The sequence below is a fragment of the Njordella aestuarii genome (assembly GCF_056494165.1).
Genome location: NZ_CM151397.1, coordinates 2,652,689 through 2,677,912 on the forward strand (window position 1 = coordinate 2,652,689; position 25,224 = coordinate 2,677,912).

Sequence of the window (25,224 nt, forward strand, 5' to 3'; positions counted from 1 at the left end):
TGCCATGTCTTACTTATGCCTACCGTCGTTTGATGCGAGCCTGCGCTAGACGCTGGGCGAATCTTCCTGAACGGCGGCCTTGCGAAGTTTCCACTCTTTGAATGCTTCGTACATGATCGGCAAGACACTGATGCCGATGATCGCAAGGATGACAATCTCGAAATTCTCTTGAACGATTGGAATGTTTCCGAACCAGAATCCGGCTAGCAGGCAGGCCGTTACCCAAGCGATCGCTCCGATTACGTTATAGCTCCAGAAGTAGCCGTACCGCATCTTCCCAATTCCGGCAACAAAGGGAGCGAAGGTGCGCACGATCGGAACGAAACGAGCGATGATGATCGTCTTCCCACCATAACATTCGTAGAACGCTTGAGCCTTAAGCAAATGGTTCTTGTTGAACAACCACGACGAGTCGGCAGAAAACACTTTAGGGCCCAGATACCTTCCAATGGCATAGTTCACGGCATCGCCGAGGATCGCTGCGACAATTAACACGGGCAGAAGAATCAGCAATGCGATGGGAGAATTGTCCGTAGCCGCCAGTGCACCTACGGCGAACAAGAGCGAGTCGCCCGGCAGGAACGGCGTGACCACCAACCCAGTTTCGCAAAAGATGATGGCGAACAGGATGATGTAAAGCCACGGCCCCATCGATCCCGCAAGTTCGTTCAGATGTTGGTCGACGTTGGTGAATAGCTCAACGAATTGCACTGTGAGTTCTTCCTGACGAAGTTCTTTGGGATTGCGGTATCTGAAACAGTTCGAGTCGGACTATTAACTAAGATCGTTGGTTGACGGTCTACTTTATGTTTCGCACAAGATTAATTGAAGCAGATCTTAGATCCTTTACCAAACGCAAATTAATTTGAGCCGCGTGGAAGTTGCTGCGTAGCAAGCAGAATAACTCCTACGTTCGCTTCGAATGTCTTCTTGCAAATACCGCTGAGCATAATTTTTTTGACATATTTTTACTAGGATCACATTGAGACGACGGTCCAGCACTCATCGCAAGCCAGTAAATGAGGCGCAAATTTTGGGGAAGGAATATAATTGTCCCCAAGAGGGCTTTTGAGTTGCACTATCTCACAAACGTCGTCCATTCTGAAGATCGAAGGTCGGTGGCAAGGCTGGCTTGCGGCGCAAAGTTAAGCGTCGTGATATGGAGAATTGGCCTTCTCGGTAGATTTTGAGGCCAAAAATCTCCGAAAATTGATAGTTTTTTGAGCAGTGGTGCTCAAAAACAACTCTGTTGCTAAACCATTAGGTTCTCCGCCAAAAGTAATTCATTGTCTGAATCTTATCGCGAGCTAAACTAGGAGAATCAAGGACGTTCTGTATACCTCTCGAGTGATAACTGCATTGATTACCGTCCCAAAAACCCGCAGAGAACGTCGTAAAACGGCAGCGCAACCACTGTCCGCAAAGCAAGCGTCTTGCGATCCAGATAACGGATGGCTCCTGACGGGTGCTACAGGATTGGTGGGACGTTTCGTCTTACGTGAATTGTTGTTGCAAGGCCGCGACGTGTGCGTTCTGGTTCGAGGCCGAGGCGCTTTTACCGCCCAACAACGCGTTGAGTCAATCGTTCAGTTTTGGGAGAACGATACGCAACAGCATCTGATTCGGCCGTACGTGGTCGACGCAAATCTCTTGAAAGCGGGCTTAAATGTCGACCCGCAGGTCCATAAGAAACTTGAAAAGCGGTTCAGGAACGTACTTCACTGTGCAGCCAGCGTTCGCTTTGAGATGGATGCGGCCGGGGTCGAACCGCTGGCAACGAACATCGACGGGACCAAGAACTTAATTGAGTTTGCGGAATCGATTGGTTGTGATCACTTTCATCATATATCGACAGCGTACGTTTGTGGCGATGTCTCCGAAGTAGCGAAGGAGCAGGCCGCGAACCTCCATGCGCCATTTCGAAATCCGTATGAATATTCCAAAGCGGCGGGAGAGAAGCTCGTTCAAAATGCGGAATGTTTCGCCACCAAAACGATTTATCGTCCAAGCATTGTTATAGGCCGTCATCAGGATGGCTGGGCGAACGCATTTCATACCTTGTATGCGGCGGTTCGATTTGCTCGCGAACTGTATGCCGCCGGTGTGCTTGACTTTGAGAACTTGACGATCACTGACGTAATCAATGGTTTGGGCTTGGACGGTTCCGAACTAAAAAACGTCGTACCGGTGGATTGGGTTGCATCCGCAATCGGCAAAATTACGTCCCAACCTAAGGCATGGGACAAAATCTATCACTTGACGCACCCGGAACCCTCGACGGTGAACGACATTGCTAACTCTATTTTGAACGCAATTCGTCGGAATATTGAGAAATGGCAGAATATCCCCACCGTCATTGCACCCGAAGACGTTGACGAATCTGCGTTCACCGTTCATTTAGAGGCCTACGCTGAGTATTTTCGTAACGATCCGTTGTTTCACCGCGCACATACCATTGCGGTCGACGGACTCGATTCTCCGCCTGCCATGAATACTGAAGCACTTACTACTGCGTTCGATTTTGCGATTAGCGAAAAGTTTCGTGACACGACGGGGCTTGCCCAGTCGCAGCCGATTGCCAGCGTTAGTCAGTTTGTGGAACGCTTGAATCACTGGCATGCTATTGAGCTTGATATTGCGGCGGCCAAATCGTCCTCGAAGCTATTTCAGTTGACGTTGGCGGGTTGTGAAGGTGGTACTTGGTATTGTGAAGCCGATGGTTTGCCGCTGCAGCGGCTGCACATGCCCACTTGGTTGTTGGGCGAATTGCTGGATGGCAATGTCGATCTTCACACTGCCGTTGAAGAAAAAATGATTGTTGGAGTAGTGGCAGATGGTGTCGCCGACGCTGCTGCAATTTGTTCCGTTGCCACGCAACTGTTTCTGGAGCTAGCACCCGATTCAGAGTTCGCTGGTCGTCACGTCAGTCAGTTGCAGAGCGAAGACGACAACGAAAACTTGAGGGAAGCTGTTACTTGTGAGGTAACAGATGCCTGAAGATTCCGAGCTGAAGAGACCGGCGACTGAGCTGAGCGTTGGCGGTGGACTGATTCAAGAACCGCTCGCGATAGTCGCTGTCGCTTGCAAGCTGCCCGGCGCTGACGATTTAGCTGCCTTCTGGGATTTGCTCAAGAACGGTCGATCTGCAGTTGGTCCGTTACCAGAAGAGATCGTGCCTCGTCAACGATTCTTGGACACTGCGCGGAAGAAACGTGCAACTACCTACAGTGACGTCGGTGCGATCGTCACACGCGACGAAATCGATCACGAATATCTCGGAATTAGCGCCGAAGAGGCTGCTGAATGGGACGAGTGCCATTTGCGGTTCGCCCAAGTCGCCAAATCGGCTTGGGAGCAAATGCTTGTCAATTGCAGCGCGAACGCTGTCGCCGCAAAGAACAGTGAGCGTTGCGGAATCTACATAGGCCACAGTGGTGGCGCGGGAGTTTCGGGCGAACTGGTTTATGCGACGATGGCTTCTGCCACGGCGTCCTACCTGGATGACGCACCTTACTTTCAATCATTGCCCCAAGATGCGCAAGCTTCTATCAAAGAGCTCTTTCAAAAAGCGATGGAGCGGGGAAGGCCGAATCGACACGATGGTTCCTCACCGCATGTCGATGCAAATGCAATTGCACGCTTAGTCGCGAAATTGCTTGACGTACAAGGGCCTCAGATCGTAATTGAGTCGGCTTGTGCCTCGTCGCTGGTGGCTCTGGGCTTGGCTGGTGTTGCACTCAATGCTGGCCAGATCGATGCTGCGATCGTGGGAGGTGCATCGTACAACAAAGTCGACAGTTTGATTCTTTTCTCGCAAGCACATTCATGTAGCGCCACTGATTCGCGCCCCTTTGACGATGCTGCGGATGGATTGATCAGCAGCGAAGGGTTCGTAACGCTAGTCGTTCGCCGACTGGCCGATGCCGTTCGCGATGGCGATAAAATTGAAGGCGTGATTACCGGAATCGGTATGGCGTCGGACGGACGTGGAAAGAGTCTGTGGGCTCCCCGTCGCGAAGGTCAGATCGAATCGATGCGTCGTGCCTACCGCGATGAGGCTCAACTTCAACGACTACAGTATTTAGAAGCGCACGCTACGAGTACACAAGTTGGCGACGCGACCGAAACGTCCGCGCTGGCTGAATTTTACGGTGCGAAACTAAACGGGCGGCGGCTGCCGATTGGCAGCGTCAAGTCAAATATTGGCCATACGCTCGAAACGGCCGGACTTGCCGGACTAACCAAAACGCTGCTTTCCATGCAGCATGGAACGTTAGTACCGAGCATCAATTTCGAGAAGCCGAACACAACCATCGACTGGAACCAAGTCCCATTCGACGTTTTGACAGAGTGCAAACCATGGTCCGCTCCGTCTGATGGATCGCCGCGCACTGCGGGCGTGAATGCCTTCGGCATCGGCGGATTGAATGTTCATGTGGTCCTGGAGCAGTACGAACCGAATTTTCACCACGCGTTATCCAATACTAGGCCTTCCCCAAGTATAAACGGGCGCCGTTCGTCTTCGGTATCCGAGCGTATTGCAGAACCGATTGCCATCGTCGGCCTGGGGTGTGTTCTCCCAGGTGCACTGCGTGGTACGGCACTTGAGCGACTGGTCAAGGGAGACGAAGTTTACATCCGACCGCCTTTAGCGCAACGTTGGCCAGCGGCGCTGCCGCGAGCTTATCAAACCGACCTCGGCAGCGAATTCGACTTTCAAGCCGGTTACATTGATGACTTTGAGTTCGATTGGCGAAAGAACCGCATTCCGCCCAAACAAGTTCAGAATGCTAACCCTCTCCAGTTTATGCTTTTGCAGGCGGCGGGTGAAGCTCTTGAGGCGAGCGGAATTCTAGGTGACTCCGATTTAAGAAACCGGGCGTCTGTTGTAGTTGGGACAGTCTTTGGAGGGGAGTTTGGGCATGGTTTGCAGATCGGTTTGCGACTGCAAAACGCGCGTGAAGAGCTGCGTGAAGTCTGCAAGCGGCTTGGCTACAGCCATGAAGCTACTGAAAAACAACTTGATGAGTTCGAGCAAGCATTGCTTAATCGGCTGCCCGCTCTTTTAGACGAAACGGGTAGCTTTACGAGCAGCACACTTGCTTCTCGAATAACAAAGCACTTCAACTTGATGGGTGGTGCCTTCGCGCTCGATGCTGCAGGTCAATCGTCCGCACATGCTGTCAATATTGCGATGCAAATCTTGCGGACCGGAGCGGTTGACAGCGTGGTATGTGCGGCTGGCACTCGTTCGTTGGACTACTACTCCTTTGCAAGATACATGACGGCGAACCTGTTGCCAGGTCAAAAAAATTCACTCGCTGAGCTCTGGCCGGCGGAAGGGGTGGTCGCATTTACGCTGCAACGGCAATCTTTTGCAGAGCAACGCCAAGCTAAAGTCCTTGGTCTGATCGACGCAGTCACGTTTGAAACTGAATCACAAGAAAAGCTGTCGCTTTCGACCCCCGCGACGAAAGTCTTAGAACAACTTGAACGCCGCATTGGCAAGATCGCATCCGCAGAAGCCTTAATCGGAATCGCGGCTGACATAGCTGCGACTGGCGACGCTCGGTCGGCTGGCACTGTGCGAGAGTTAACAAGTACTTGCGAACGCAACGTCCGGTCGACAGTACGATATACCGTGGGCGCTGATCGCCACAAAGAAGTTACATCAGGAATAGATTCATCAATGATTCGCCCCGTTAAAGCCACTCCTGCGAGCAATCCTATCGACGTTGGCTTGAGAAAGTCTGCGACGTTTTACCAATCTCGTTTGGACACTGTAGGCTGTTTCCCTGGTCAAGGCTCTCAGTCTCTTGCGATTCTTGCACAGCCGCTGATGCAGACAGATGCCGCTACGGCTTTGATCAAGCACTTTGATGAAGTTCTGCGATCGTTGGAGAGCGAATCATTTGTGAACTTGCTTCGGAAAATAGATGGACCGCCAGCGCAAGTTACTTGGCCAATCCAAGCGAGCATGTTTATCAGTGATCTTGCTTACGCCGCTTCGCTCCAGGCCAATGGTTGCCGGTTTGATGCTGTATTAGGCCATTCGCTCGGTGAACTTGCCGCAATGGTAGTTGCAGGGATTTGGTCGCCCGAGAATGCTCTACGGTTTGTTCATGCTCGTGCGCAATCCGTTCTAAGCTGCTCGCAGTCATTGCCAAGTGGACTTGTCTCTGTTTCGGCTTCGTCGGATAAGGTTGAAAAGATTTGCTCGCGAACTCTCAGTTCCTTGACAATCACACACCGGAATGCTCCGAACCAGACGATTGTTGGGGGATGTCTAAGCGACCTGGATGCATTCCAAGCTGCTTTAAAAGAAGAACGCATCGCCTGCATCAGACTACCTGTTCCAGCTGCGTTCCACAGTCCCATTTTGACTGCGGCTAAACTGAATTTGATTGCTTTTGCGAACACGTTGGAACTCCAGCCTCCCCGGATTCCTTTTTACAGCACCGTAAGCGGACAGTTCGTTGCCGATCCAGAACAGATCCGCAGAAATCTAGTAGAGCAGCTTGTTACTCCGTTAGACTTCGTGCGCGATACGAAGCGACTGTGTTCGATGAGAGTACGCAAGTTTGTCGAGGTTGGGCCGGGCGAAATTCTGTGCAAACTGATAACGTTGAATGCGGAAGGTTCTGAAATTTCAGTTGTTCATGCCGACAACCTGTATCTGCAGCCAGCTTCAGCGGAATCGTCCACGAACAAATCGCGTGGGAGCGTTCAGCAAACCGTTCCTTCTAGCCCAGCTAAAACGGCGGATGCCAAAGCGCTTCAACATGAAACATCACGCCACGATTCAGCCAGATCTCGCTTGATTGATGCGACGTCCACACGGCGTTCCGAAATGCGGGCCAAGAGCGCTTTGACAAATGTTCGTAAACCGGTCGACAAGTCGCGGTCGGATGAAGCTGCCTTTGCGGCAACTGCACCCGAGCCGAAAACACCGCAAAGCACGCCGCACGAACTGGTTTATGTGCCGACAAATGGTAGTTTGCAAAATTTAGCCAATGGGCATACAGTCACCGCGAATGAATTGCCGTCGCGCGAAGATCTGGAACAGTTTATCATCGATTTCATTGTCGAGCATACTGGCTATCCTCTCGAGATGATTGAGCCGCACTGGGACTTGGAGGCGGAACTGGGAGTCGACAGTATCAAACAAGTTCAACTGTTTGGCGAGCTTCGACAAACCTACGATTTGGATACAACAAGATTTCGTGGTATCACTGTACGGTCTATCGCAGACATCTGCGATGTGATCCTCGAGCAAAGCACACCTTTGGAAGTAGCTAACTTTGTTTCGCAAGTCGAGAGCCACAAGAAAACGTCTGAGCTAACGACGCGCGAGAGTCTACCAAAGCCCGCTATCAAGAATGGTTATCAGTTTCCATTTACGAATGCGACTGAGTTTGGCAGCGTTCAGAAGCCAGAGGTCGCGATTAACTCACTAAACAGTGTCGCTACACCTGTCGTCTCCGCAAAAGAGCTGGGCGAATTCATGGTCGACTTCGTAGTGGAACACACCGGCTATCCTCGGGACATGGTCGATCTTAACGCAGAACTGGAATCAGATCTGGGGCTAGATAGCATCAAACTTGCGCAGTTGATCGGTGAAGTTCGGTCGTCCTTTGAATTTGAACTCACGCTGGAAGACCGCAAGGCGTTCATTAATTGTCGAACCTTGCAAGACATTATTGATCATCTATCTACCAAGATTGCTACCGATTCAAACTCTGCTGTCCTTGCGGTCGATTCGGTGCAATCAAGGTTAGAATCGTCGAATGGTAGCCCGGTCCCGGCAAAAAAAAAAGAACCTTCGCGTGACGCTGAGAAGTTAGCTCATAATATTCAAGCTGTTGCACCTGAGGGAGGCTTGCTGAGAGAGAGAAATCGTCTTTCCAGTGCAGTTGTTGCTAAAGCAGATCCAGTGTCTCATGTGCGCAAAAACACGAAACCGAGCGCTGCGGCGATCGTAAAAATGCGCAACGCGGTTCAAGCTGCGAATAGTTTTACGGCAGAGCGACAATTTCGTGCACGGTTCTTCCAAGAGGCAATTCCTGGCGAGTCAGCAATATCTGAGCTAAAGGAAGAGAAGCCCACGAGTTTGGATCGCCCGCGAACTGCGAGTGTGGCAAAGCCGCAAGCTGGAGGCGTTACGCAGCGTTACGTGCTGTCGACGCAACTCAAGGCTCCTCATGAGAAAGTTGGGCAGCCGCGATTTTATGGCCGAGCGGTCATCGTCGGCGAAAATGAGATTGCAGACGAATTGTTGGAGCGACTGGCGAACGAGGGCATTGAGACACTGCACTTGCCTGAGGTCGATGCAGATCGCTGGCCTGAAATCCTCGAAAAAGAGTGGGCGAAATCTCCGCTGCCGCATCTGTTTATTACAACCCCTCACGATGTAAATGCACAAACGGTAACATCGTCGGAATGGTGGAGCCAACGTCGAAATATTGGCGTTAACTCTGTCTTTTGGCTTTGCCAACGGTGGCTGTCGCTTGTCCTCGGCAGTAACCTAAGTCAAGATTGCTCTCTCGTTGCGACCCCAAATCTCGGTGGCGAGTTTGCGTTTGGCTCCGCTCCCATAGCGATAGAAGGGGGAGCTATCTCGGGGCTTGTCAAAGCAATGATCATTGAATGCTGGATGGCAGGCCATCGCCGCCTCGCATTCAAGCTAATCGATTTGGGAAAATTGCCGCGTGTGAAGGCTGTCGATTCCATTTTTCAGGAGTTGGCTTACGGTAGCTATGACACGGAAGTGAGCTACACTCCAAAAGGACGCGCCGTAGTGCGAGCCGTTGCACAGGAGGCGATTGGCAGGGCTGACATGCTGCCAAAACCGAAAGACCGATGGATTTGTACTGGAGGAGCGCGAGGCATCACTGCGTTTGTGGCTGAAAGGCTCGCGCTTCGTTACCAGCTTGAATTGCATCTGATAGGCGTTACCAAACTAATGGATTTGCCTGAAGATTGGAAGTCGCTGGACGAAAGTGGCATGAGATCGCTGAAGATTCAAGTCATGCAGCATGCTCGCGCCAACGCTGAACATTATTCCGGTCGCAATCCGCTGAAAGTCTGGCAGGACGTCGAAAAAACGCTGGAGATCGAAGAGACGTTGAAGCGGATGCGTAGTCTTGGAATTCAGGTCGAGTATCACGCTTGTGATTGTGCGGATGCAGCGGCACTACAAGCCGTCTTGAACGATGTTAAAGCCAACTACGGGCCGATACAAGGCGTTTTGCACGGTGCAGGGATTGGTCAAGATGCTAGGTTTGACCGCAAATTGCCGTTGAAAGTGAAGCAATGTTTTTCAGCAAAGATGGATGGCGCGTTGAACTTGATCGAAGCAACATCCGATCAACCGTTGACGCATTTTATAGGTTTTGGTTCGATCAGCGGTCGCTTCGGAGCTAATGGACATACGGACTACTCGGGAGCAAACGATGGACTCTCGAAGATTACTGACTGGTTAAAATGGCAACGACCAAGCGTTCGTTGCATTGCTTTTCACTGGCATGCTTGGGGCGATATTGGTATGGCCACCAAACCCGAGACGAAGCTTGCCCTTGAAAGCATTGGTATGCAATTCATGCCAGCAGAAGAAGGGCTCCAACATCTGATTCGCGAAATTGAATCTGCGGAAAGTGAATCGGAAGTGCTAATAACCGATGATCGCTATCACCGTGCGTTTTATCCGGCAGAAACACTTGAGCAAGAAGGCAATATCGCTCGAGCGTCACACCAGCACGCGTTGATCGATATCGCATCTTTACATTCGATTGTGCAAGGGCAGTCGGTCGAACAAACCGTGGAATCGACTTTGCTGCCGACATCAGATCCCTTCCTTATCGAGCATCGATTGAACGATCGGCCTTTGTTGCCCGCCGTGGTCGGGCTGGAGCTAATAGTAGAATCTGCAATGCAGCACAGCTATTCCTTGTCAGTCCGACGAGGGGAGCAGGCATCAAGTTGCGGATTCGAACGAATGTATCCGATTGGTATTACTGGATTGCAGATTCACGCTCCTTTCAAATTTTTCTGCGATGAACCCCATAGGCTTCGCATTCAGTCCACCAGCACTAGTGGCAAGCGCAGCCTTCAAGTTCGACTTGCCGGCGACGCACTCAATCGAAGTGGAATTGTGGTCGGAAAGGACCGTACGCTTTGCGATTGCAAGTTAAAGTTTAATATTCAGCCTCTGAAGCAATTAGAGTTTGGTTCTGCCTTCAGCGCCGACGATTTAAAATGGCATCATCCAAAGTGGTCTCAACCTGGAGACTCATTTTACTCAGGCGCACCGTTTCGCCTGATTCAGCGTTTTGCTTTGTCAGATGCGGGAATGCTCGCTGAAATGGTCGCTCCTTCGTTGATTGAACTGGCAGGCTTAAACCGCAATGCTGTTGGCTGGCGTGTGCCGAGTGCGATTCTTGATTCAGCGCTGTACGCCGCAGGTATTCTATCGTATCTGACAATTAAGCCGTCCGTATGCTTACCGATGGCGTTCGAGCAGCTATTTATCAATCACATGCCAAGGCCTGGGGAGCGGTTGCTGACGTTCGTCCGCATGGTAAGTCGTGCCGAAGATCATGCTTGTTTCGATTTTGACGTACGATCTGATAGTGGAACGCTCTATCTGGCGGCTCGGAGCTATCGAACTGCGTTTGTGCATTAATAATAGAGTCAACTGTCGAGGTTCGAATGTGGCTACCAATTGCGGAGCTGCAGATGAGGACTCGACGTATTCGAATTCGGTTTGGGCGAGCTTGCCGCTCGCATAAACGTAATGCCTTTTCTTGCACAGCAAAAATTGCCACACCGCATCCCGGCCTCGGCTTATCGAACGCCGGAGATCTGCGCACGCGAAATACAATGGATGCGGCAGAACACTTGGCAGTTCGTATGTACGACCGACGAACTGAACGAGCCTGGAAAGTTTATCACGACGACGTTGCTGAACGAACCAATCATCGTTCGCAATTTTGACGGGGAGATTGTGGCTTTATCGAATGTCTGTGCGCATCGACACAGCCTAATCCGCTCGGAAAAGGCGGGCAGCGCCACAGAATTAAGTTGCCAGTATCATGGTTGGTGCTATGGAAAAGATGGCTTAACAAGGAAGATTCCCTGTGCAAAAGATCTAGCACCGATCGATCGCGCGGCGAATAAAATTGCCACGTACCGCTCGGAAGTAGTTGGTCGCTTGGTATTCATTACATTGAGTAGCAATGTGAAAACATTGGAAGAATACCTGGGGCCGATGTACGAGATCTATCTCCGCCGATGCTCCGCAGACTGGCCAATGTCGCTGCAGTACGAAGTTGAATACGACGCGAATTGGAAGGTCGCGGTAGAAAACACGCTCGAAGCATACCACGTGCAATGCGTCCACCCCGATACTTTCCGCACCGATCCCGGCGAAATGCGATCGGATCACAAAATAAGCTCCAGACATTCTTCCTTTCAAACTGACATGCCGTTTGCAGCCGAGAACAGGACCGATCTCTTCTTTCAGCGGGCGCAAAGCAATCTTGTAAGCTGGTTGGGCGGAACACCACGCCGTGAATACGAGCATCATCATCTTTACCCGAACCTGCTGACAAGTTTTACCGACGCGATTACTCTAGTGCAAAGCGTGGTACCGATCGCTCACAACCGCAGCCGCTCGATTATCCGGCAGTTCGGTTATCAGCCCGAGGGAGTCTCGAAGTTTAAGCGATGGGTCGCGAAGAAATGGGGCGGTCTTGAAGCTGCGATTGGCAAGCGGATTTTGAAAGAAGACTTCGAAATGCTGCCCAAAATTCAAGCAGGGCTAGACCACAGCGAGCATGCCGGCGTTCTTGCTAGATCTGAGGAGCGTATCGCTGCGTTTCAAACTTTTTGGTGCAATGAAATGTTCATCTGTGAGCATGCAGGCGATGGAATTTAAGGAAAATAAGTGTAAACTGCTGAAGCTATGGATGACCTACAGGGAAAACGATACTTGGTAACTGGGAGCTCGCGCGGCATCGGTCGCGCTACGGCTTTGCTCCTGGCGGAAAATGGCTGCGATGTAGTCGTAAACTATCTATCGAATCAAAGCGCCGCGATTGAAGTGGCCGATATGATCGAGCAGATGGGGCAGCAGGCTTTGATCGTAAAGGCCGACGTTTCCGAACCTTCAGATGTTCAAGAAATGATGGAGAGTATTGCGGACGTTTGGGGGACCATCGATGGGATCGTGAGCAACGCGGCCGGTGGTGGCTTTCGACCAGTGACGCAAGCCAAGATCGAAAATTTCGATCGGGCAATGCATACAAATGCGTTGCCATTAATGCTGCTGGCTCAAGCGGCTGAGATATTCTATAGCCGACGCGACGATCCCTTCAAGTTCGTTACGCTATCAAGTCATGGATCACATCGCGCTTTGCCTGCGTACGGATTGATCGGCGCTTCCAAAGCAGCACTCGAAGCGTTGGTGCGACATTTGGCACTGGAACTTGGGCCTCAGAATGTCTACTTCAACTGTGTTCTGGCGGGACTAGTACGAACCGATGCCACCGAGAATCTTCCTGGGTCCGATCAATTCTTCAAAGCAGTTGACGAGAAGATGCTGATTGCCAACGGTCGAGCTCTTATGCCTGAAGACGTCGCGGCCGTTATTCGATTTTTGCTTTCGCCCGATGCGGATCTAATACAGGGACAAACGATTGTTGTTGATGGCGGGGCGGCTTTGCATGGCTGATGCGATTCCATGGGAACGAATCGACATCAACTCTGATGCAATCGAGGACCATTCGGCCTTCCCTTTGACGACTACTGTAATGGAAAGGTTCTTGATCTGGGATCACGTTGCAGAGTATCCCAAGCGCTTTCAGATCGTGATGTTGTTCGAAGGTGTTGTTGACAGGGAAACGATTACAGAAGCATTCAAGCGTGCGATCGTGCGACATCCAATGCTCTTGGCAAGAGTTCAGGAGTACGATCGAACCTGGGGTATGCCCCCGGTATCTTCGTTCGACTTGGCATTCATGCTTAGCAGTACCTTGGACTTGAGTGATTCTGGTGCGATTGGAGCTGGCGACCCCCGGACTGCTGCTCATGTCGCACTGAAACTTATCAACCGGTCTCAAGGGGAATCGCGGAACGGTCCTGCAGGTGAGGCTTTTACCGAGCCGAATCTCAGGATTCTGGTAATACAATCCGAGAACAAAACAACGCTGGCCTTAGATGCAGTGCACTGGGCTACTGATGGACTGGGAATGCGGTTGTTCATCGAAGACGCCACTAATTGTTATGAAACGCTAGCGCAGCAGGACGAGCAACTACTACGTTGGCGTACGCTCGATTCGCAGCGGCTGGCCAAACGGGGCGAATGTCCAGAACCAAAGCTTACGCACGAGACACGAAAGACTACGTTCTGGGAAAAGCTTGTTCACGCCTACCATTTCCACTTCCGCGGCCCGACTTCGATACAAGGTAAGTCTCGTAGGTCGTCGAGCGTCGATGGAACTGCTTCGCTTGGCTTTCGCTGCCACAGCCTGGATCTGGACGAACTTCGCGAGTTGCGGCAAGCGTTTAGCGATCAATCGATCAACGTTAACGAATGGGCGATTATGACGCTGTTCAAAGTCTGTCATCGCTGGAAGACTCAAAAAGGCTCAACAAAACACCGGCTGAGAGTGTCCTTGCCAATCGATATGCGCGTCAGGCAAGACATCCGACTCTCGGCAGCGAACAAGATTGGTTTCGCATTTGTAGTGGCCGACCAAGACACCTGTAAAACCGAACAAACGTTGCTCAGCAGCGTGAAAGAGCAGTTGCAGTCGATTCGCACTTTGAGTTTAGGCAACGATTTTGTGAAGCTCTTTGAGTTATTTAAAGATCTTGGATGGTTCGTTCGGCCGTTGATGCATCGCTTTCAATGTCTCGCGACGGCGGTCGTCACAAACTTAGGCGATGTGACCGCGCGTCAGCGACGCGGTCGGCATGATGACGAAGGTAGATCGACCGTTGGCGACCTAAAACTACTTGCTATTTACGGTTGGCCACCCATCCGCCGTGGCACGCATGTAGGCGTGGGCATTTGCAAGTACAACCATCGGCTGAGTATTGCTGCTGTGTTTGACGCCCAGGTATTTACAGATTCAGAGATCGATGCATTCTTCGATGAATACACGAAGGAACTGGCAGCGTTCTCCGGAGATCGTAGACAACTGGTCAACGATTAAACAAGCCCTTTGCACAGCACTCTTGCTGTCGCGGCGACGTTGTTAGGTTGGGGACTGAGGAAGCTTGGTACCTATCGCTACGGTCGCAGGTCGATAGTCGCGTCGCAACCAGTCGAACAAGCGATCTTCAAACAGAAACTCGCCAGCAGTTGCTTGTTCTAATTCAATAACAAGATTGGAATCGACAGGGCAGTGCTCCATCCATTTTACGACCAAGTCTCGCATGTCGTCTGGAGCTTTCGACCAAAGTTCATACGGGGGGCAACAAAACAAAGTCCAAGGTTTGTTCCGAGCCACTTCGTCCAACTCAAGTGACTCGATGACTTTGCTGGGGTTGAATGATATCTTGAACGCGTCTCCCGTGAGAATTTTCATTGAATCAAGCAAGTCAATTCTCTTGGCATTCTCAACAATTTCGCTTGCTCGAAATGGAATCTTCTCGACGGCGACGGCATAGGTTGCGCCGCGAGAAACGCTCTCGAACGCAAGGATACCTGAGCCTGCGAAGAGGTCGATGGCGATAGAGTCTTTGATTGTCTTTCCGAGGAGGTTGAAAATTGCCTCTCGGGTGCGATCTTTCATCGGACGGGTATCTGGATCGATTCGAAACTGAATCTTGCGAGACCGCAGATCGCCACCGATTACCCGTAGGAACCCATTTTTAGCCATAGCCGGTACTGGTTTCGGACGGTTTTTTTCCCGAGCCAACTCGCGGCGTTGAACGCGTTTATATTCTTCTTCGTTAGTGACGTCCATCAATTCTGTTTTCTAATATCGCGATCAAAGGTTGGAGCTACTTTGTAGCCGGTTGGTACGATTCGATGTCGATTACGCGTTCGACGGGCACGACGAAAATCTTTCCATCACCGATCCGATTACTGCGTGCATTCTGCAAAACGGCATCGATTACTTCTTCCGCGCGTTGGTGTTTGACATAGATACTAACTTCGACTTTCGGCAAGAACAAAGTGTTGAACTCGGTATCGCTGTACTCGTCCAAGTAGTCTTTTTGACGGCCTAGACCTTGCACTTCGATCACTCGCATCGCTTCAATAGGGGCGAGTTTGAGGGCATCCAAAATTTTGTCGACCAGAAAGGGACGAACAATCGCTGCTATGTTTCGCATTTTTCTCTTTTGATCGGACAGGGATAGTTCAAGTCAATTGATCTCGACACACTTTGCCGTCAGCCACCTAAAGTTTCGCACTTAAACATTGTTAAGTCCATACTTATTGTCCACAGTCGACAGATTAGCTTTCAGAGTTCTTTTTCTTGTTCGACTTCTTTTTCGGTTCAACGTCCATTTCGTTGAGCCGATACTCTGCGGCAAGCTGTAAATACTGCTGGGAGGTTTCGGCGGGAGTGACAGGATAATTAACATCCATCGCCTCCAAATGCTGTGCTAACAGATCCGCGACAACCGCGCGGGCATACCACTTCGAATCGGACGGGACGATGTACCACGGCGTTTGTTCCGTACTGGTTGCGGGCAACATGGCCTCATATGCTTCCTGGTATTTGTCCCAAAGCTTTCGTTCCTCGAAATCGTTGATGTTAACTTTCCAATGCTTGTCTGGCTCCTCCAAGCGATCGACGAGGCGTTCCAATTGTGTTTTCTGAGACACGTGGAGGAAGAACTTTATGACGTGCGTACCGTGTTCAACGAGCATTTTTTCGAACTGTCGGATTTCTTCGAAGCGGTACTTCCAGATCTGTTCGGGATTCTTAAGCTCGGGAGTTCTTTGTGGTTCTAAGAAGTTGGGATGGACTCGTACAACGATGACTTCTTCATAGTAAGAGCGGTTGAAGATCGCAATTTTGCCACGAGCCGGCAACGCTCGCATCGGCCGCCATAGATAATGATGGTTAAGTTCTTCGGAACTGGGGGCTTTAAAGGATTGAACGGCACAGCCTTGAGGGTTCACGCCGCTGAAGACATGACGAATGCAACTGTCCTTTCCAGCAGCGTCCATTCCTTGAAAAATTACAATCAAACTCTTCTTGTCTTCGGCGTAGAGCTTCTCCTGTTGCTTTTGAAGGTACGTCAAGTCACTTGCCATCGCTTCCCTTGCGTTATCCTCATCGGCCAGTTCACTTCCGGAGCCATTATCGATTTTCGAAAGGTTTACTTTTGATCCGCCTTCTACGAAGAATCGCTTTCTTTTGAACCTATGTTTCGTCATGCTAGTCTCTGAAAGTTTTCACGTATTTTGAGCACAGGGGGTAACGACTTGACCTTGTCGCCAGGAATATTCCGGCCATTGTACCCCAGAACGTGGACAGTTGTTATACAAACCCATTAAAGCCGCGTGAGCGGTCGTCGTTTGGCACGCTAAATTACATTATGAAAGCGCAGCTGAGCGACCCGAGCGATTCGGAGAACGCCGAGGGTATGACTCCTCGGCTGGAAAAAACCTTAAAGGAAACGTGCTCAACTAATTGTGGCACCCAGTTAGTTGAGCCATTTCCGTCCCAGGATCGGATACACTGAAAGAATCAATCGACGTGCATAGGAAAGCTTTGCTGCACTAGGCATTGTCAACTGTGTAAGATATCCGTGCCGACGGTGTGTGGCAAACTATTTGAAGCATGGATGTGTTTCCAATTCTGAACGATAGGGGGCTAACATGTTCCAGTCGAATTCTTTCGCTGCGGCTATCGCTTTATGCTTCTCTGGGTTTGCGACTTTTTGTGGTGCGGCTGAATCGATGCAAGTGGATGTATTTAAGGGAAGTGAAGAGCAGGCGCGGAGCGCTTTTTCGAAACTGCGGGGTCAAACTTCTGACAGTACTAATTCAAACGCTAAAGTTAAAATCGTATTGGTGCCCGTGGAGAGCACGGACGAGCGTGTATTCTTTTTTTGGTCTGACGTTCACCCGACTATTCCAATGTCAGAACACGATGTCGTAGTGGCAGAGCTTGGTAAGCCAATGGCGTCGATCGGATTGCAAACGACGGCGTTCTCCCCTGATGGCTGGCAAAAGGTTAGGCCCAACGATGTGGTGGAGCTGAGGACATATATTGCGACGGAGGGTAACTTGGATAAATTGCATGCTAGATTTCGCGACCATACCATGAAGTTATTCGAGAAGCACGGGATGCGAAACTTAGCGTACTTTGAACTGTACCGCGACGATGACACCGGCGTAGGAAATTTGCTTCGAATGTTTGCGCCAGTTGGGCAAGAGACATCTGCAGTCGAAGGTAACGTGGATGCTGCTCCCGTGGCGTTGGTTTACCTGCTAGCGCATGCATCCAAAGACGCCGCAGCTAATTCGTTCCAATCTTTTCGAAGTGATGAGGATTGGATCAAGGCTCGTCAGGATTCCGAATCGAATGCCGGAGGCTCACTCACAGTCGGCAACGGCGTGAAAAGCTTGTTCTTAAAGCCGATCGCGTTGATTGACTGATCTGCTGTTGCCACGAGAGGCTCGGTTTGCATGGAGAATTAGACCGTGTCCGAAGCCGGGCGGTAAATTTTTGCAAAACAGTCGAAGTAATGACGCAGTATTGGGAACTAGTTACTACTTTGTCGTGATCAACTACAAACGCAGTTCTTGCCTTTGGCTTTTGCGCGATAGAGAGCAAGGTCGGCAGCATGCGTTAGTTCTAGAGTAGTGGTGCCTGCAACAGGGTAGCTGGCGGCTCCGATGCTAATCGTCGGGCGAAGAGGAATGCCGTCTTTTTCCAATCCGGCGGTCTCAATGGCATATCGAACCTTTTCAGCAACTTCGAGCGCGCTCGTTAAATCATGGTTAGGAAGAAACGCACTGAATTCGTCTCCGCCGAATCGACACGCTTGCCCAACTCCGCGTAACACCTGGGCGATAATCCGGCCGCCACAACTGATAGTGTGCGCACCAAATAGATGACCATGAGTGTCATTGATCTTCTTTAGACCGTCCATGTCCATCATCAACAACGCGATCGGATGGGCCGTTCGGATGGCGGACTGAATCGCAAACTCAAATGATTCATCAAAACGACGTTTGGACGGCAAGCCGGTGAGTGGATCGGTGCTTACCAAAATCGAAACTTCGCTTTGGTAGTCGACGTCGATCTTATCAGCAAGTTCGAAACGGATCACAGATTCGCCAAGCGCGATCTTGTCTCCGTTCTTTAATAACTGCGGCACCGAAAGTTGTTCGCCGTTCAACCTGGTTCCATTAGTTGACCCGAGGTCTTGGACCAAGTAACGATTGTCGCTGAGTGGAGTGATGGAGATATGTTGCCGCGAGACACGATGGTCATGCAGAGTGATGTCGCAATGAAGATCTCGCCCCACTACGATACGTTCATCGATAACGACATGTACACCTAAATCAGCACCGCTGCGGATGACCGTTAGGGAAGCTTTCCTTTGATCGTTCGAGGCGTTCTGGCAAGGCGTCTGATCAGCTCGTAGAGTGCCGTTCAGAAGAAGGCTTCTGGCCGCTTGATTTCGATCTATGTGGGATTGGTTTTCCATAGGTCCAGCCATAGTACGAATCGTGAAAATTCGCGTCAACGCAGATTTGGAACATGGCTTGTCGGGCGATGCCTTGATAGCGGCATATAATCAGGCCGCTGTAGCGACAGACGAACTGCAAACGCAATTCCGCCGCAGAAGACATGTGCAGCGAGGCAGGTATGTCGTATGGACGACAAACCTGAAAGAGAAAGAGCGAGGCCGACGGGGCTCGAACCCGCAACCACCGGATCGACAGTCCGGTATTCTAACCAATTGAACTACGGCCCCAATGTTTCCATCGGAAAATCGCCCGACAAAGAACTGCTTCCCTGTGCGGTCGACTGAGTGGAGAAATATAACTCTTCTGTCGACGCAAGCAACCCCTGACCTCAAACAAATTCCTCTTTCATCCGCGGATTTCAATCCACGCCGCTCAAACATCTAAACAGCTCGCATTCCAGACTTTGCAATCAATATAACTCCTACATCTACAACCAATTTCCCACTTTTTCTGAGCCTCAAGAACTCTGCCACCGACCCGCAGTGAGCTCAAACCTAAGCTTTCCCGATCATGTTCTTGAGAATTTCGGTCGTCTGCTTTCAAGTTTCCATTTCAGTGCTTTTCGGAATAAGTCGCCATGATGTTGGCCACAAATATAGTCAGTCGCTTTATCAGCAATTTCGGCGAAAGATTGTCCTATAGCATCAAACACATGACCATTCCGCAGTGGGGAATTATCTCCGTCATTGCGTTGGTCGTCGGCATTGCCATGATGAAAACGCGTCGATAACACTCTGCGATCGCGCACGTCGAATCGTCCACGGCTGGGTGTATTGAGCAGCTCGAAACGTAGAGACTTAGGGCGAACCTTCCGCCGATTGACGCGGAGTGTGCGTACGTCGAGTGTCTTCACCGCTGTAGTTGGACGATTTTTCTGGGACCGCGCGACGGGGTAAAATGAGTATCGCCTTCGCACCAGCTCCTTCTACCGACTCAATTCGCAACGTGCCACCATGCGATTCAACCAGTCGGCGTGCGATGGGCAACCCCAGCCCAGTGCCCCGCGAGCGAGTTGTGAAAAATGGCTCAAAAAGTCGCTCCAAATATTCCGCCGGTATGCCTCGACCGCGATCGCTGATCACAACTTCCACCGCCTGGAATCCTCCGACCCAAGCGTCTGCAATTGTGGCAGTGATCCTCGTCGACTTTTCACTCGCCTGAACTGCGTTTTCGAGAAGATTTCTGAAAACCTGCTCGATCATGAACGGATCTGCCTGCACCTCGTCGTCGACCACATTCGCTTCAACGTCCAGTTCAATTTCTCCGGTCGATCCCGTTTGCTGAATATGCAGCCACGTTTGTTGAAGCAAGCCAACTATCCGTACCGACTGTAGTTCCAATCGCACTGGTCGTGCGAATTGGAGTACCTCTTCGTACAGGTGCAACAAATGATCATGGGCTCGCTGTATCCGTTCAATTAGCTGAACGGCCGATGGGCGGTCCTCCAATTCCAGCAGCAGTGTTTCCAGCGAAGCTTGGCTGCGCTGAAATGCATTGCGACTCTCGTGGGCAAGCCCCGTCATCGTTTGCCCAATCGCAGCTAGCCGCTCTTGGCGAACTAATAGCCTCTGCGCCTCGGCTAAATCGGTCACGTCCTGCCCAACGCACAGTATCAAAGGCTCGCGAGTCGAACTTCCACGCGAACGATTCGGTATACTTGAAACACCTTGAGGGAACTCCCATTTGGCGCCATCGTTGCCCTCTGGCGAGTTCACAAACGCACGCGCCAACCAACGGATATGGCGAGTAGATCCGGAAGGCAATCGCAGGTCTGTTTCAAAAGGTCGCACTTGGCCACCAGACGCCGCTTGGGCGAGAAAGCCAGTTAAATACCTGTGCTGTTCGGGCGAAACGAGATCGAAGATGTTTCCAACTGGCGATTCGCTCAGTTTGGCTGGTCGCGTCCCGCTCGCCAAGGTAGCTTCTGGCGATTTGCTCTCCAGTAGCTGAGTCAAAAAGGCGTTGCTGCGTATGATCGTCCCGTCAGGGCGAACAAGAATAACAACGGCTTGCGCTGTTTCGATTATGCCTTCGGCAAAATCCCGCTCGTGAGCAATTTGTAGCGCTACCGATTCGGCATGGTATGCATCTTCGATCAGCGCCAGGTCTAGATCCATCAGTCGTCGGATCGCCGATGACGTGTTCGCATAGCCCGCTTGCGTGTCCTCCCAGTTAGCCAGCAGCTCCTTCGTCAAGCCTTCGCGAAGTCGCGTCATTGCGGCGCTTACCCAGACGTGACCAAGCCCTAGCTGGACATGGCGGTAACCGACTGCCCAGCGGCGTAGTACGAATTCTTCGCCATAGACACCAGCGAACAGTTCCTCGACCCATTTCAAAAGGGTCTTTTTCAATCGGCTAACCTGGGCCGCTTCGGAAAGTATCTTGCGGGTCGCCTCGTGCCGCTGGATCTCTTCATAGAAATCTTCAACCAGTGCAGGGACGATGTGCTTAATCAACGGCCAAGCGTCCACTGCCAGCTTGAAATCGTGGGGCTCCAGACCGACATACTTCTGGAGTTGTTGATAGCGTTCTAAAAGCTGCGAGGCTGGTGGAGCAAGTGAGGTCGACACGGTGTGAGCCTTGATCGTGAGTTAGCGATGATGGGTGACCGCTTTGCGAAAGGTATACCGCACCGGCCCAAGTCTGATATGCACAATTGACGCGTCAAAGCAGTCATGTAGAAAACGCTGGCGAAATCCGATGCGCGGACGATACAAACGATCACAAAAATTTCGCTATAATTCGCACCATGTTTTGTAGTCTAACGCATTCTAAGTGGTTTGTGCGATTGAGCACGCCACTTATGTGCATGTGCGTCACGCCTAGCCCACTTCGGTGTGCCATGCTGTCGAGTGATTGGAACGAATCAAAGAATTTTAATCGCGTCGCATCCCGGCAAAAACGCTGGGTAAAGAGTGATGCGACAATTCGTTCAGCGAGTGAGATAGACGCTTTGGCACTGCGTGTGATAAACAGAGCATGTAATTGGTCCGGCCGGTCGTACCAAGACATTCAAAATCCGTTCATCTTCGAAAAGATCAGTCACGATGACGACTGTTGTCACTGAATATTCAAATCGCCCCTCTGATGCAACTAGTCAACCGGATGCCGCTTCCGGTGACAACCGAAATTCGAACCTGGAATACTTTAGCTACGATGACAAGATCGTTCGCTACTTCGCAACTGCGACGCTCATTTGGGCTCTAGTCGGTACTGCGGCAGGATTGCTTGTGGCCGTGCTGCTGGTGATGCCACAGTTGTTCGCGGGGCTGGGAAACTATGGCCAGTATCTATCGTTTGCGAGATTGCGGCCACTACATACGAACGCAGCAATTTTTGCGTTTGCTGGCAATGCAATCTTCGCCGCCGTGTATTACAGCACGCAGCGTCTTTGTAAGGCCCGCATGTGGAGCACTACGCTCAGTTGGTTACACTTCTGGGGCTGGCAGGCAATCATAGTCGCCGCCGCAGTCACTTTGCCGTTGGGCATCACGCAAGGTAAAGAGTACGCCGAATTGGAGTGGCCAATCGATTTGGCCATTGCCGTGGTATGGCTCGTTTTCTTCGGTGGAAACTTCTTCATGACGCTGGTAACACGTCGTGAGCGGCATATGTACGTTGCATTGTGGTTCTACATCGCCACGATCGTGACGGTGACTGTGCTGCATGTGTTTAACAGTTTGGTGATTCCAATCGATGCGACCAAGAGCTACTCGGTCTACGCCGGTGTGCAGGACGCATTTATGCAGTGGTGGTATGGGCACAATGCTGTGGCGTTCTTCCTAACAACGCCGTTCTTGGGTTTGATGTACTACTTTCTGCCGAAAGCGGCGGAGCGACCGGTCTTTAGCTATAAGCTCTCGATCCTGCACTTCTGGTCCCTGGTATTCATTTATATTTGGGCTGGTCCTCACCACTTGCATTACACCGCGTTGCCGGAGTGGGCGAGTACGCTCGGCATGTTGTTCAGTGTGATGCTGTGGATGCCTTCCTGGGGTGGGATGATCAATGGATTGCTGACCTTGAGAGGTGCTTGGAATAAGGTCAGCGTCGACCCTGTTCTAAAGTTCTTCGTAGTAGGTATTACCTTTTACGGTATGAGCACTTTCGAAGGCCCGATGCTTAGCGTCAAGGCAGTCAACGGACTGAGTCACTATACTGACTGGACTATCGCTCACGTGCATTCGGGAGCACTCGGCTGGAACGGTATGATGTCGTTCGGCATGATCTACTGGTTGGCGCCACGCTTGTTTCAGACGACTTTATGGAGCGTCAAGCTTGCGACGTGGCACTTCTGGTTGGGCACACTTGGTATCTTGATGTACATCCTGCCAATTTACGCGGCTGGTATTACACAAGGGCTTATGTGGCGTGCGATGGACGATGGTGGCCAGTTGGCTTACCCGGACTTTGTCGAGACGGTTCAATCAATTGTACCTCTGTGGTGGGTCCGTGTAATTGGTGGAGCAATGTTTGTGGCTGGCGTTGTAATGCTGGGCGTAAACTACTTTATGACCTGGATGACTCGGCCAAAGGTTTACCATGTGCCGGTCTATTCGGCGGTTCCGCTTCGACATTTGCCTGCACCGGTGGATCCAAATCCAAAGAGCGATTTGGCTTCGATTCCAGTAATCGACGCGGCTCGATCGTTGGACGTTTGGGCCAAGCTCGGATGGCATCGTCGCTGGGAGCGTTTACCAATTCGATTCACCGTGTGGGTTATCGTTGCGGTCGTGGTTGCAAGTCTGTTTGAGATTATTCCGACATTCTTGATTCGATCCAATATTCCAACAATTAGCACTGTGACGCCTTACACGCCGCTCGAATTGGCTGGACGTGACATTTACGTCGCCGAAGGTTGCTACAACTGCCATAGCCAGATGATTCGCCCAATGTTGGCGGAAACCAAACGCTATGGTGCGTATAGCAAGCCAGGCGAATTCGTTTACGACCATCCATTCCAATGGGGAAGTCGCCGAATCGGTCCTGACGTGGCTCGTGAAGGTGGCAAGCAAAGTAGTTTGTGGCAATGGACACACTTGGACAACCCGCAGAATACTTCGCCCGGAAGCGTTATGCCTTCGTACCGACACTTGCTGACCACAGAGTTGGACTTTAACAAGACGACCGATCGCGTGTGGGCGGCATCGATGCTAGGTGCCAAATACGATATAGAGCTTTCGGAAGCACCTGAGGTTGCAAGACAGCAAGCGCTTTCCATTGCGGCCGATATCGTTGCTCAGGGTGGGCCAATCCGAGTTTCGCTTGGAGCTGGAAAAGATATGCCTGTTAGCGACTCACAAGCGATTGCATTGATAGCTTACCTGCAGCGGATGGGCGTTGACGCGTTCAAGACACCCGAGCCCGAAGCTGCCCGTGATCCATTGCAAACGCCCGAGCCGGTTCTTCCAGGGGAAGCCGAGGCGGAGGCTGCAGCAGCGGCCGCTGCCGACTCGCAAGCGGAACCGGTCGCTATAAATCAGTGATCGCAAGTGTTGTACTGAACCAATTTCGCGCGGGCCACCTAAAACAGGGCCGCGCTAACTGAACTTCCCCCTTACCTGACCTATCACTAATACATAACAACTATGTTGAAAGACGTCTTACGTGCGATTGACTACAGCGTTTGTGCCGAATGGGCACTGGTGCTGTTTTGTGTTGCTTTCGCCATGATGACTTATGCTGTAATCCGGCTCAAGCCAACGGCTAGCCATCGATTTGCGATGATCCCCCTCACTGACAAAGTGGAGGATCCGCGTGATGAGTAGTACACAACATTCTAGTGTGCATGAGAACCAGTCAGTTCTCGTCAAAGGGTTTTCGGGCGCCGGTACGACGGACGAGCTTACAGGCCATAACTACGACGGCATTCAAGAATTTGACAATCCGCTGCCGGGTTGGTGGAAGTGGTTGTTCGTTGGAACGATCTTATTCGCATTTCCCTACGCGGTGTTCTGGCATGGTACCGAAGGGATGTCGCTTGAGGAGCGTTACAACAACGAAGTTGCTGATAACGCACGATTGCAGTTCGAAGAGATCGGCGAGCTTGCTGGCGATGAAAAGACGCTTGTAAAGTACATGAACGATCCCGACTGGGTTGCTTTCGGTGCCAATGTTTACAAAACCAACTGCGTCTCTTGTCATGGCGCAACTGGCGGTGGTTTGATTGGTCCAAACCTATGTGACGATGCCTACCTCCATATCAACACGATCGATGACATTTATAAAGTGATCGATGAAGGGGCCGCCAAAGGCGCGATGCCCGCGTGGCGGAACCGGTTGGGACAAAATGAGCGAGTACTGGTCTCTGCTTATGTGGCCAGTCTGCGAAATACGAATCCGGGTGGAACAGCAAAGGGACCTCAGGGAAAAACAATTCCTGAATGGCCTGAGTATGTGCCACCTGTTGTAGCAAACGAACCCGCGTCGGATGCACCAGCCGAATAATAATTGAATATTGATGAAGAGTCGATTTTAGCGAAAGCAAATGAGGCACA

Annotated in this window: 16 protein-coding genes and 1 tRNA gene; 10 read left to right on the forward strand and 7 right to left on the reverse strand. The window is 51.2% G+C overall.

The window, feature by feature from the left end; translation table 11 throughout:
* Nucleotides 1–45: 45 nt before the first annotated feature.
* Nucleotides 46–711 carry a DedA family protein gene (locus SH451x_RS10305; protein WP_479362376.1) on the reverse strand — a complete coding sequence of 222 codons (666 nt, stop codon included), beginning with the start codon at nucleotides 709–711 and terminating at the stop codon, nucleotides 46–48.
* Between the two features lie 648 nt (nucleotides 712–1,359).
* Between SH451x_RS10305 and SH451x_RS10310 the strand changes: the two genes are divergently transcribed.
* From SH451x_RS10310 to SH451x_RS10330, 5 genes are all read left to right on the forward strand, one after another.
* Entirely contained in the window at nucleotides 1,360–2,997 is a 1,638-nt protein-coding gene (locus SH451x_RS10310; RefSeq protein ID WP_479362377.1) for an SDR family oxidoreductase, read from the forward strand.
* Complete coding sequence (locus SH451x_RS10315; protein ID WP_479362378.1) at nucleotides 2,990–10,681, forward strand: SDR family NAD(P)-dependent oxidoreductase; 7,692 nt, start codon at nucleotides 2,990–2,992, stop codon at nucleotides 10,679–10,681. Before SH451x_RS10310 ends, SH451x_RS10315 begins: the two co-directional genes overlap by 8 nt.
* A 111-nt stretch (nucleotides 10,682–10,792) precedes the next feature.
* The gene (locus SH451x_RS10320; protein ID WP_479362379.1) at nucleotides 10,793–11,935 is read left to right on the forward strand and encodes an aromatic ring-hydroxylating oxygenase subunit alpha; all 1,143 of its coding nucleotides are present in this window, start codon (nucleotides 10,793–10,795) and stop codon (nucleotides 11,933–11,935) included.
* A gap of 27 nt (nucleotides 11,936–11,962) precedes the next feature.
* On the forward strand, nucleotides 11,963–12,730 hold the full coding sequence (locus tag SH451x_RS10325) for an SDR family oxidoreductase (RefSeq protein ID WP_479362380.1): 768 nt from the start codon (nucleotides 11,963–11,965) through the stop codon (nucleotides 12,728–12,730).
* Nucleotides 12,723–14,216 carry a hypothetical protein gene (locus tag SH451x_RS10330; protein WP_479362381.1) on the forward strand — a complete coding sequence of 498 codons (1,494 nt, stop codon included), beginning with the start codon at nucleotides 12,723–12,725 and terminating at the stop codon, nucleotides 14,214–14,216. Before SH451x_RS10325 ends, SH451x_RS10330 begins: the two co-directional genes overlap by 8 nt.
* A 42-nt stretch (nucleotides 14,217–14,258) precedes the next feature.
* Here SH451x_RS10330 and SH451x_RS10335 read toward each other — a convergent pair whose 3' ends face one another.
* The 3 genes from SH451x_RS10335 to SH451x_RS10345 form a co-directional block, all read right to left on the reverse strand.
* The gene (locus tag SH451x_RS10335) at nucleotides 14,259–14,972 is read right to left on the reverse strand and encodes an RsmD family RNA methyltransferase (RefSeq protein WP_479362382.1); all 714 of its coding nucleotides are present in this window, start codon (nucleotides 14,970–14,972) and stop codon (nucleotides 14,259–14,261) included.
* A gap of 37 nt (nucleotides 14,973–15,009) precedes the next feature.
* Nucleotides 15,010–15,342 (reverse strand): P-II family nitrogen regulator, encoded by a 333-nt coding sequence (locus SH451x_RS10340; protein ID WP_479362383.1) that lies wholly within the window; start codon nucleotides 15,340–15,342, stop codon nucleotides 15,010–15,012.
* Between the two features lie 124 nt (nucleotides 15,343–15,466).
* Nucleotides 15,467–16,399, reverse strand: coding sequence for a PPK2 family polyphosphate kinase (locus SH451x_RS10345; protein ID WP_479362384.1), 933 nt, complete (start codon nucleotides 16,397–16,399; stop codon nucleotides 15,467–15,469).
* Between the two features lie 444 nt (nucleotides 16,400–16,843).
* On the opposite strand from SH451x_RS10345, the gene SH451x_RS10350 reads away from it, so the two are divergent.
* Entirely contained in the window at nucleotides 16,844–17,626 is a 783-nt protein-coding gene (locus tag SH451x_RS10350) for a hypothetical protein (RefSeq protein ID WP_479362385.1), read from the forward strand.
* A gap of 128 nt (nucleotides 17,627–17,754) precedes the next feature.
* Here the strand turns inward: SH451x_RS10350 and SH451x_RS10355 are convergent, their stop codons facing one another.
* Together SH451x_RS10355 and SH451x_RS10360 are read right to left on the reverse strand one after the other, a co-directional pair.
* Nucleotides 17,755–18,684, reverse strand: a complete 930-nt coding sequence (locus SH451x_RS10355) for a GGDEF domain-containing protein (RefSeq protein WP_479362386.1) — start codon at nucleotides 18,682–18,684, stop codon at nucleotides 17,755–17,757.
* A 196-nt stretch (nucleotides 18,685–18,880) separates the two neighbouring features.
* A tRNA-Asp gene (locus SH451x_RS10360) sits at nucleotides 18,881–18,954 on the reverse strand.
* A 350-nt stretch (nucleotides 18,955–19,304) separates the two neighbouring features.
* Between SH451x_RS10360 and SH451x_RS10365 the strand changes: the two genes are divergently transcribed.
* Nucleotides 19,305–19,457, forward strand: a complete 153-nt coding sequence (locus SH451x_RS10365; protein ID WP_479362387.1) for a hypothetical protein — start codon at nucleotides 19,305–19,307, stop codon at nucleotides 19,455–19,457.
* A gap of 67 nt (nucleotides 19,458–19,524) precedes the next feature.
* On the opposite strand, the gene SH451x_RS10370 is transcribed toward SH451x_RS10365, so the two are convergent.
* The gene (locus tag SH451x_RS10370) at nucleotides 19,525–21,297 is read right to left on the reverse strand and encodes a protoglobin domain-containing protein (protein WP_479362388.1); all 1,773 of its coding nucleotides are present in this window, start codon (nucleotides 21,295–21,297) and stop codon (nucleotides 19,525–19,527) included.
* A gap of 477 nt (nucleotides 21,298–21,774) precedes the next feature.
* On the opposite strand from SH451x_RS10370, the gene ccoN reads away from it, so the two are divergent.
* The 3 genes from ccoN to SH451x_RS10385 all read left to right on the forward strand — a co-directional run bounded on the left by ccoN (nucleotide 21,775) and on the right by SH451x_RS10385 (nucleotide 25,174).
* A complete protein-coding gene (gene ccoN, locus SH451x_RS10375) occupies nucleotides 21,775–24,213 on the forward strand; it encodes a cytochrome-c oxidase, cbb3-type subunit I (protein WP_479362389.1) in 2,439 nt (812 codons plus the stop codon).
* 102 nt (nucleotides 24,214–24,315) lie between these two features.
* Nucleotides 24,316–24,495, forward strand: coding sequence for a hypothetical protein (locus tag SH451x_RS10380; protein ID WP_479362390.1), 180 nt, complete (start codon nucleotides 24,316–24,318; stop codon nucleotides 24,493–24,495).
* Entirely contained in the window at nucleotides 24,488–25,174 is a 687-nt protein-coding gene (locus tag SH451x_RS10385; RefSeq protein WP_479362391.1) for a cbb3-type cytochrome c oxidase N-terminal domain-containing protein, read from the forward strand. Before SH451x_RS10380 ends, SH451x_RS10385 begins: the two co-directional genes overlap by 8 nt.
* Nucleotides 25,175–25,224: the final 50 nt, after the last annotated feature.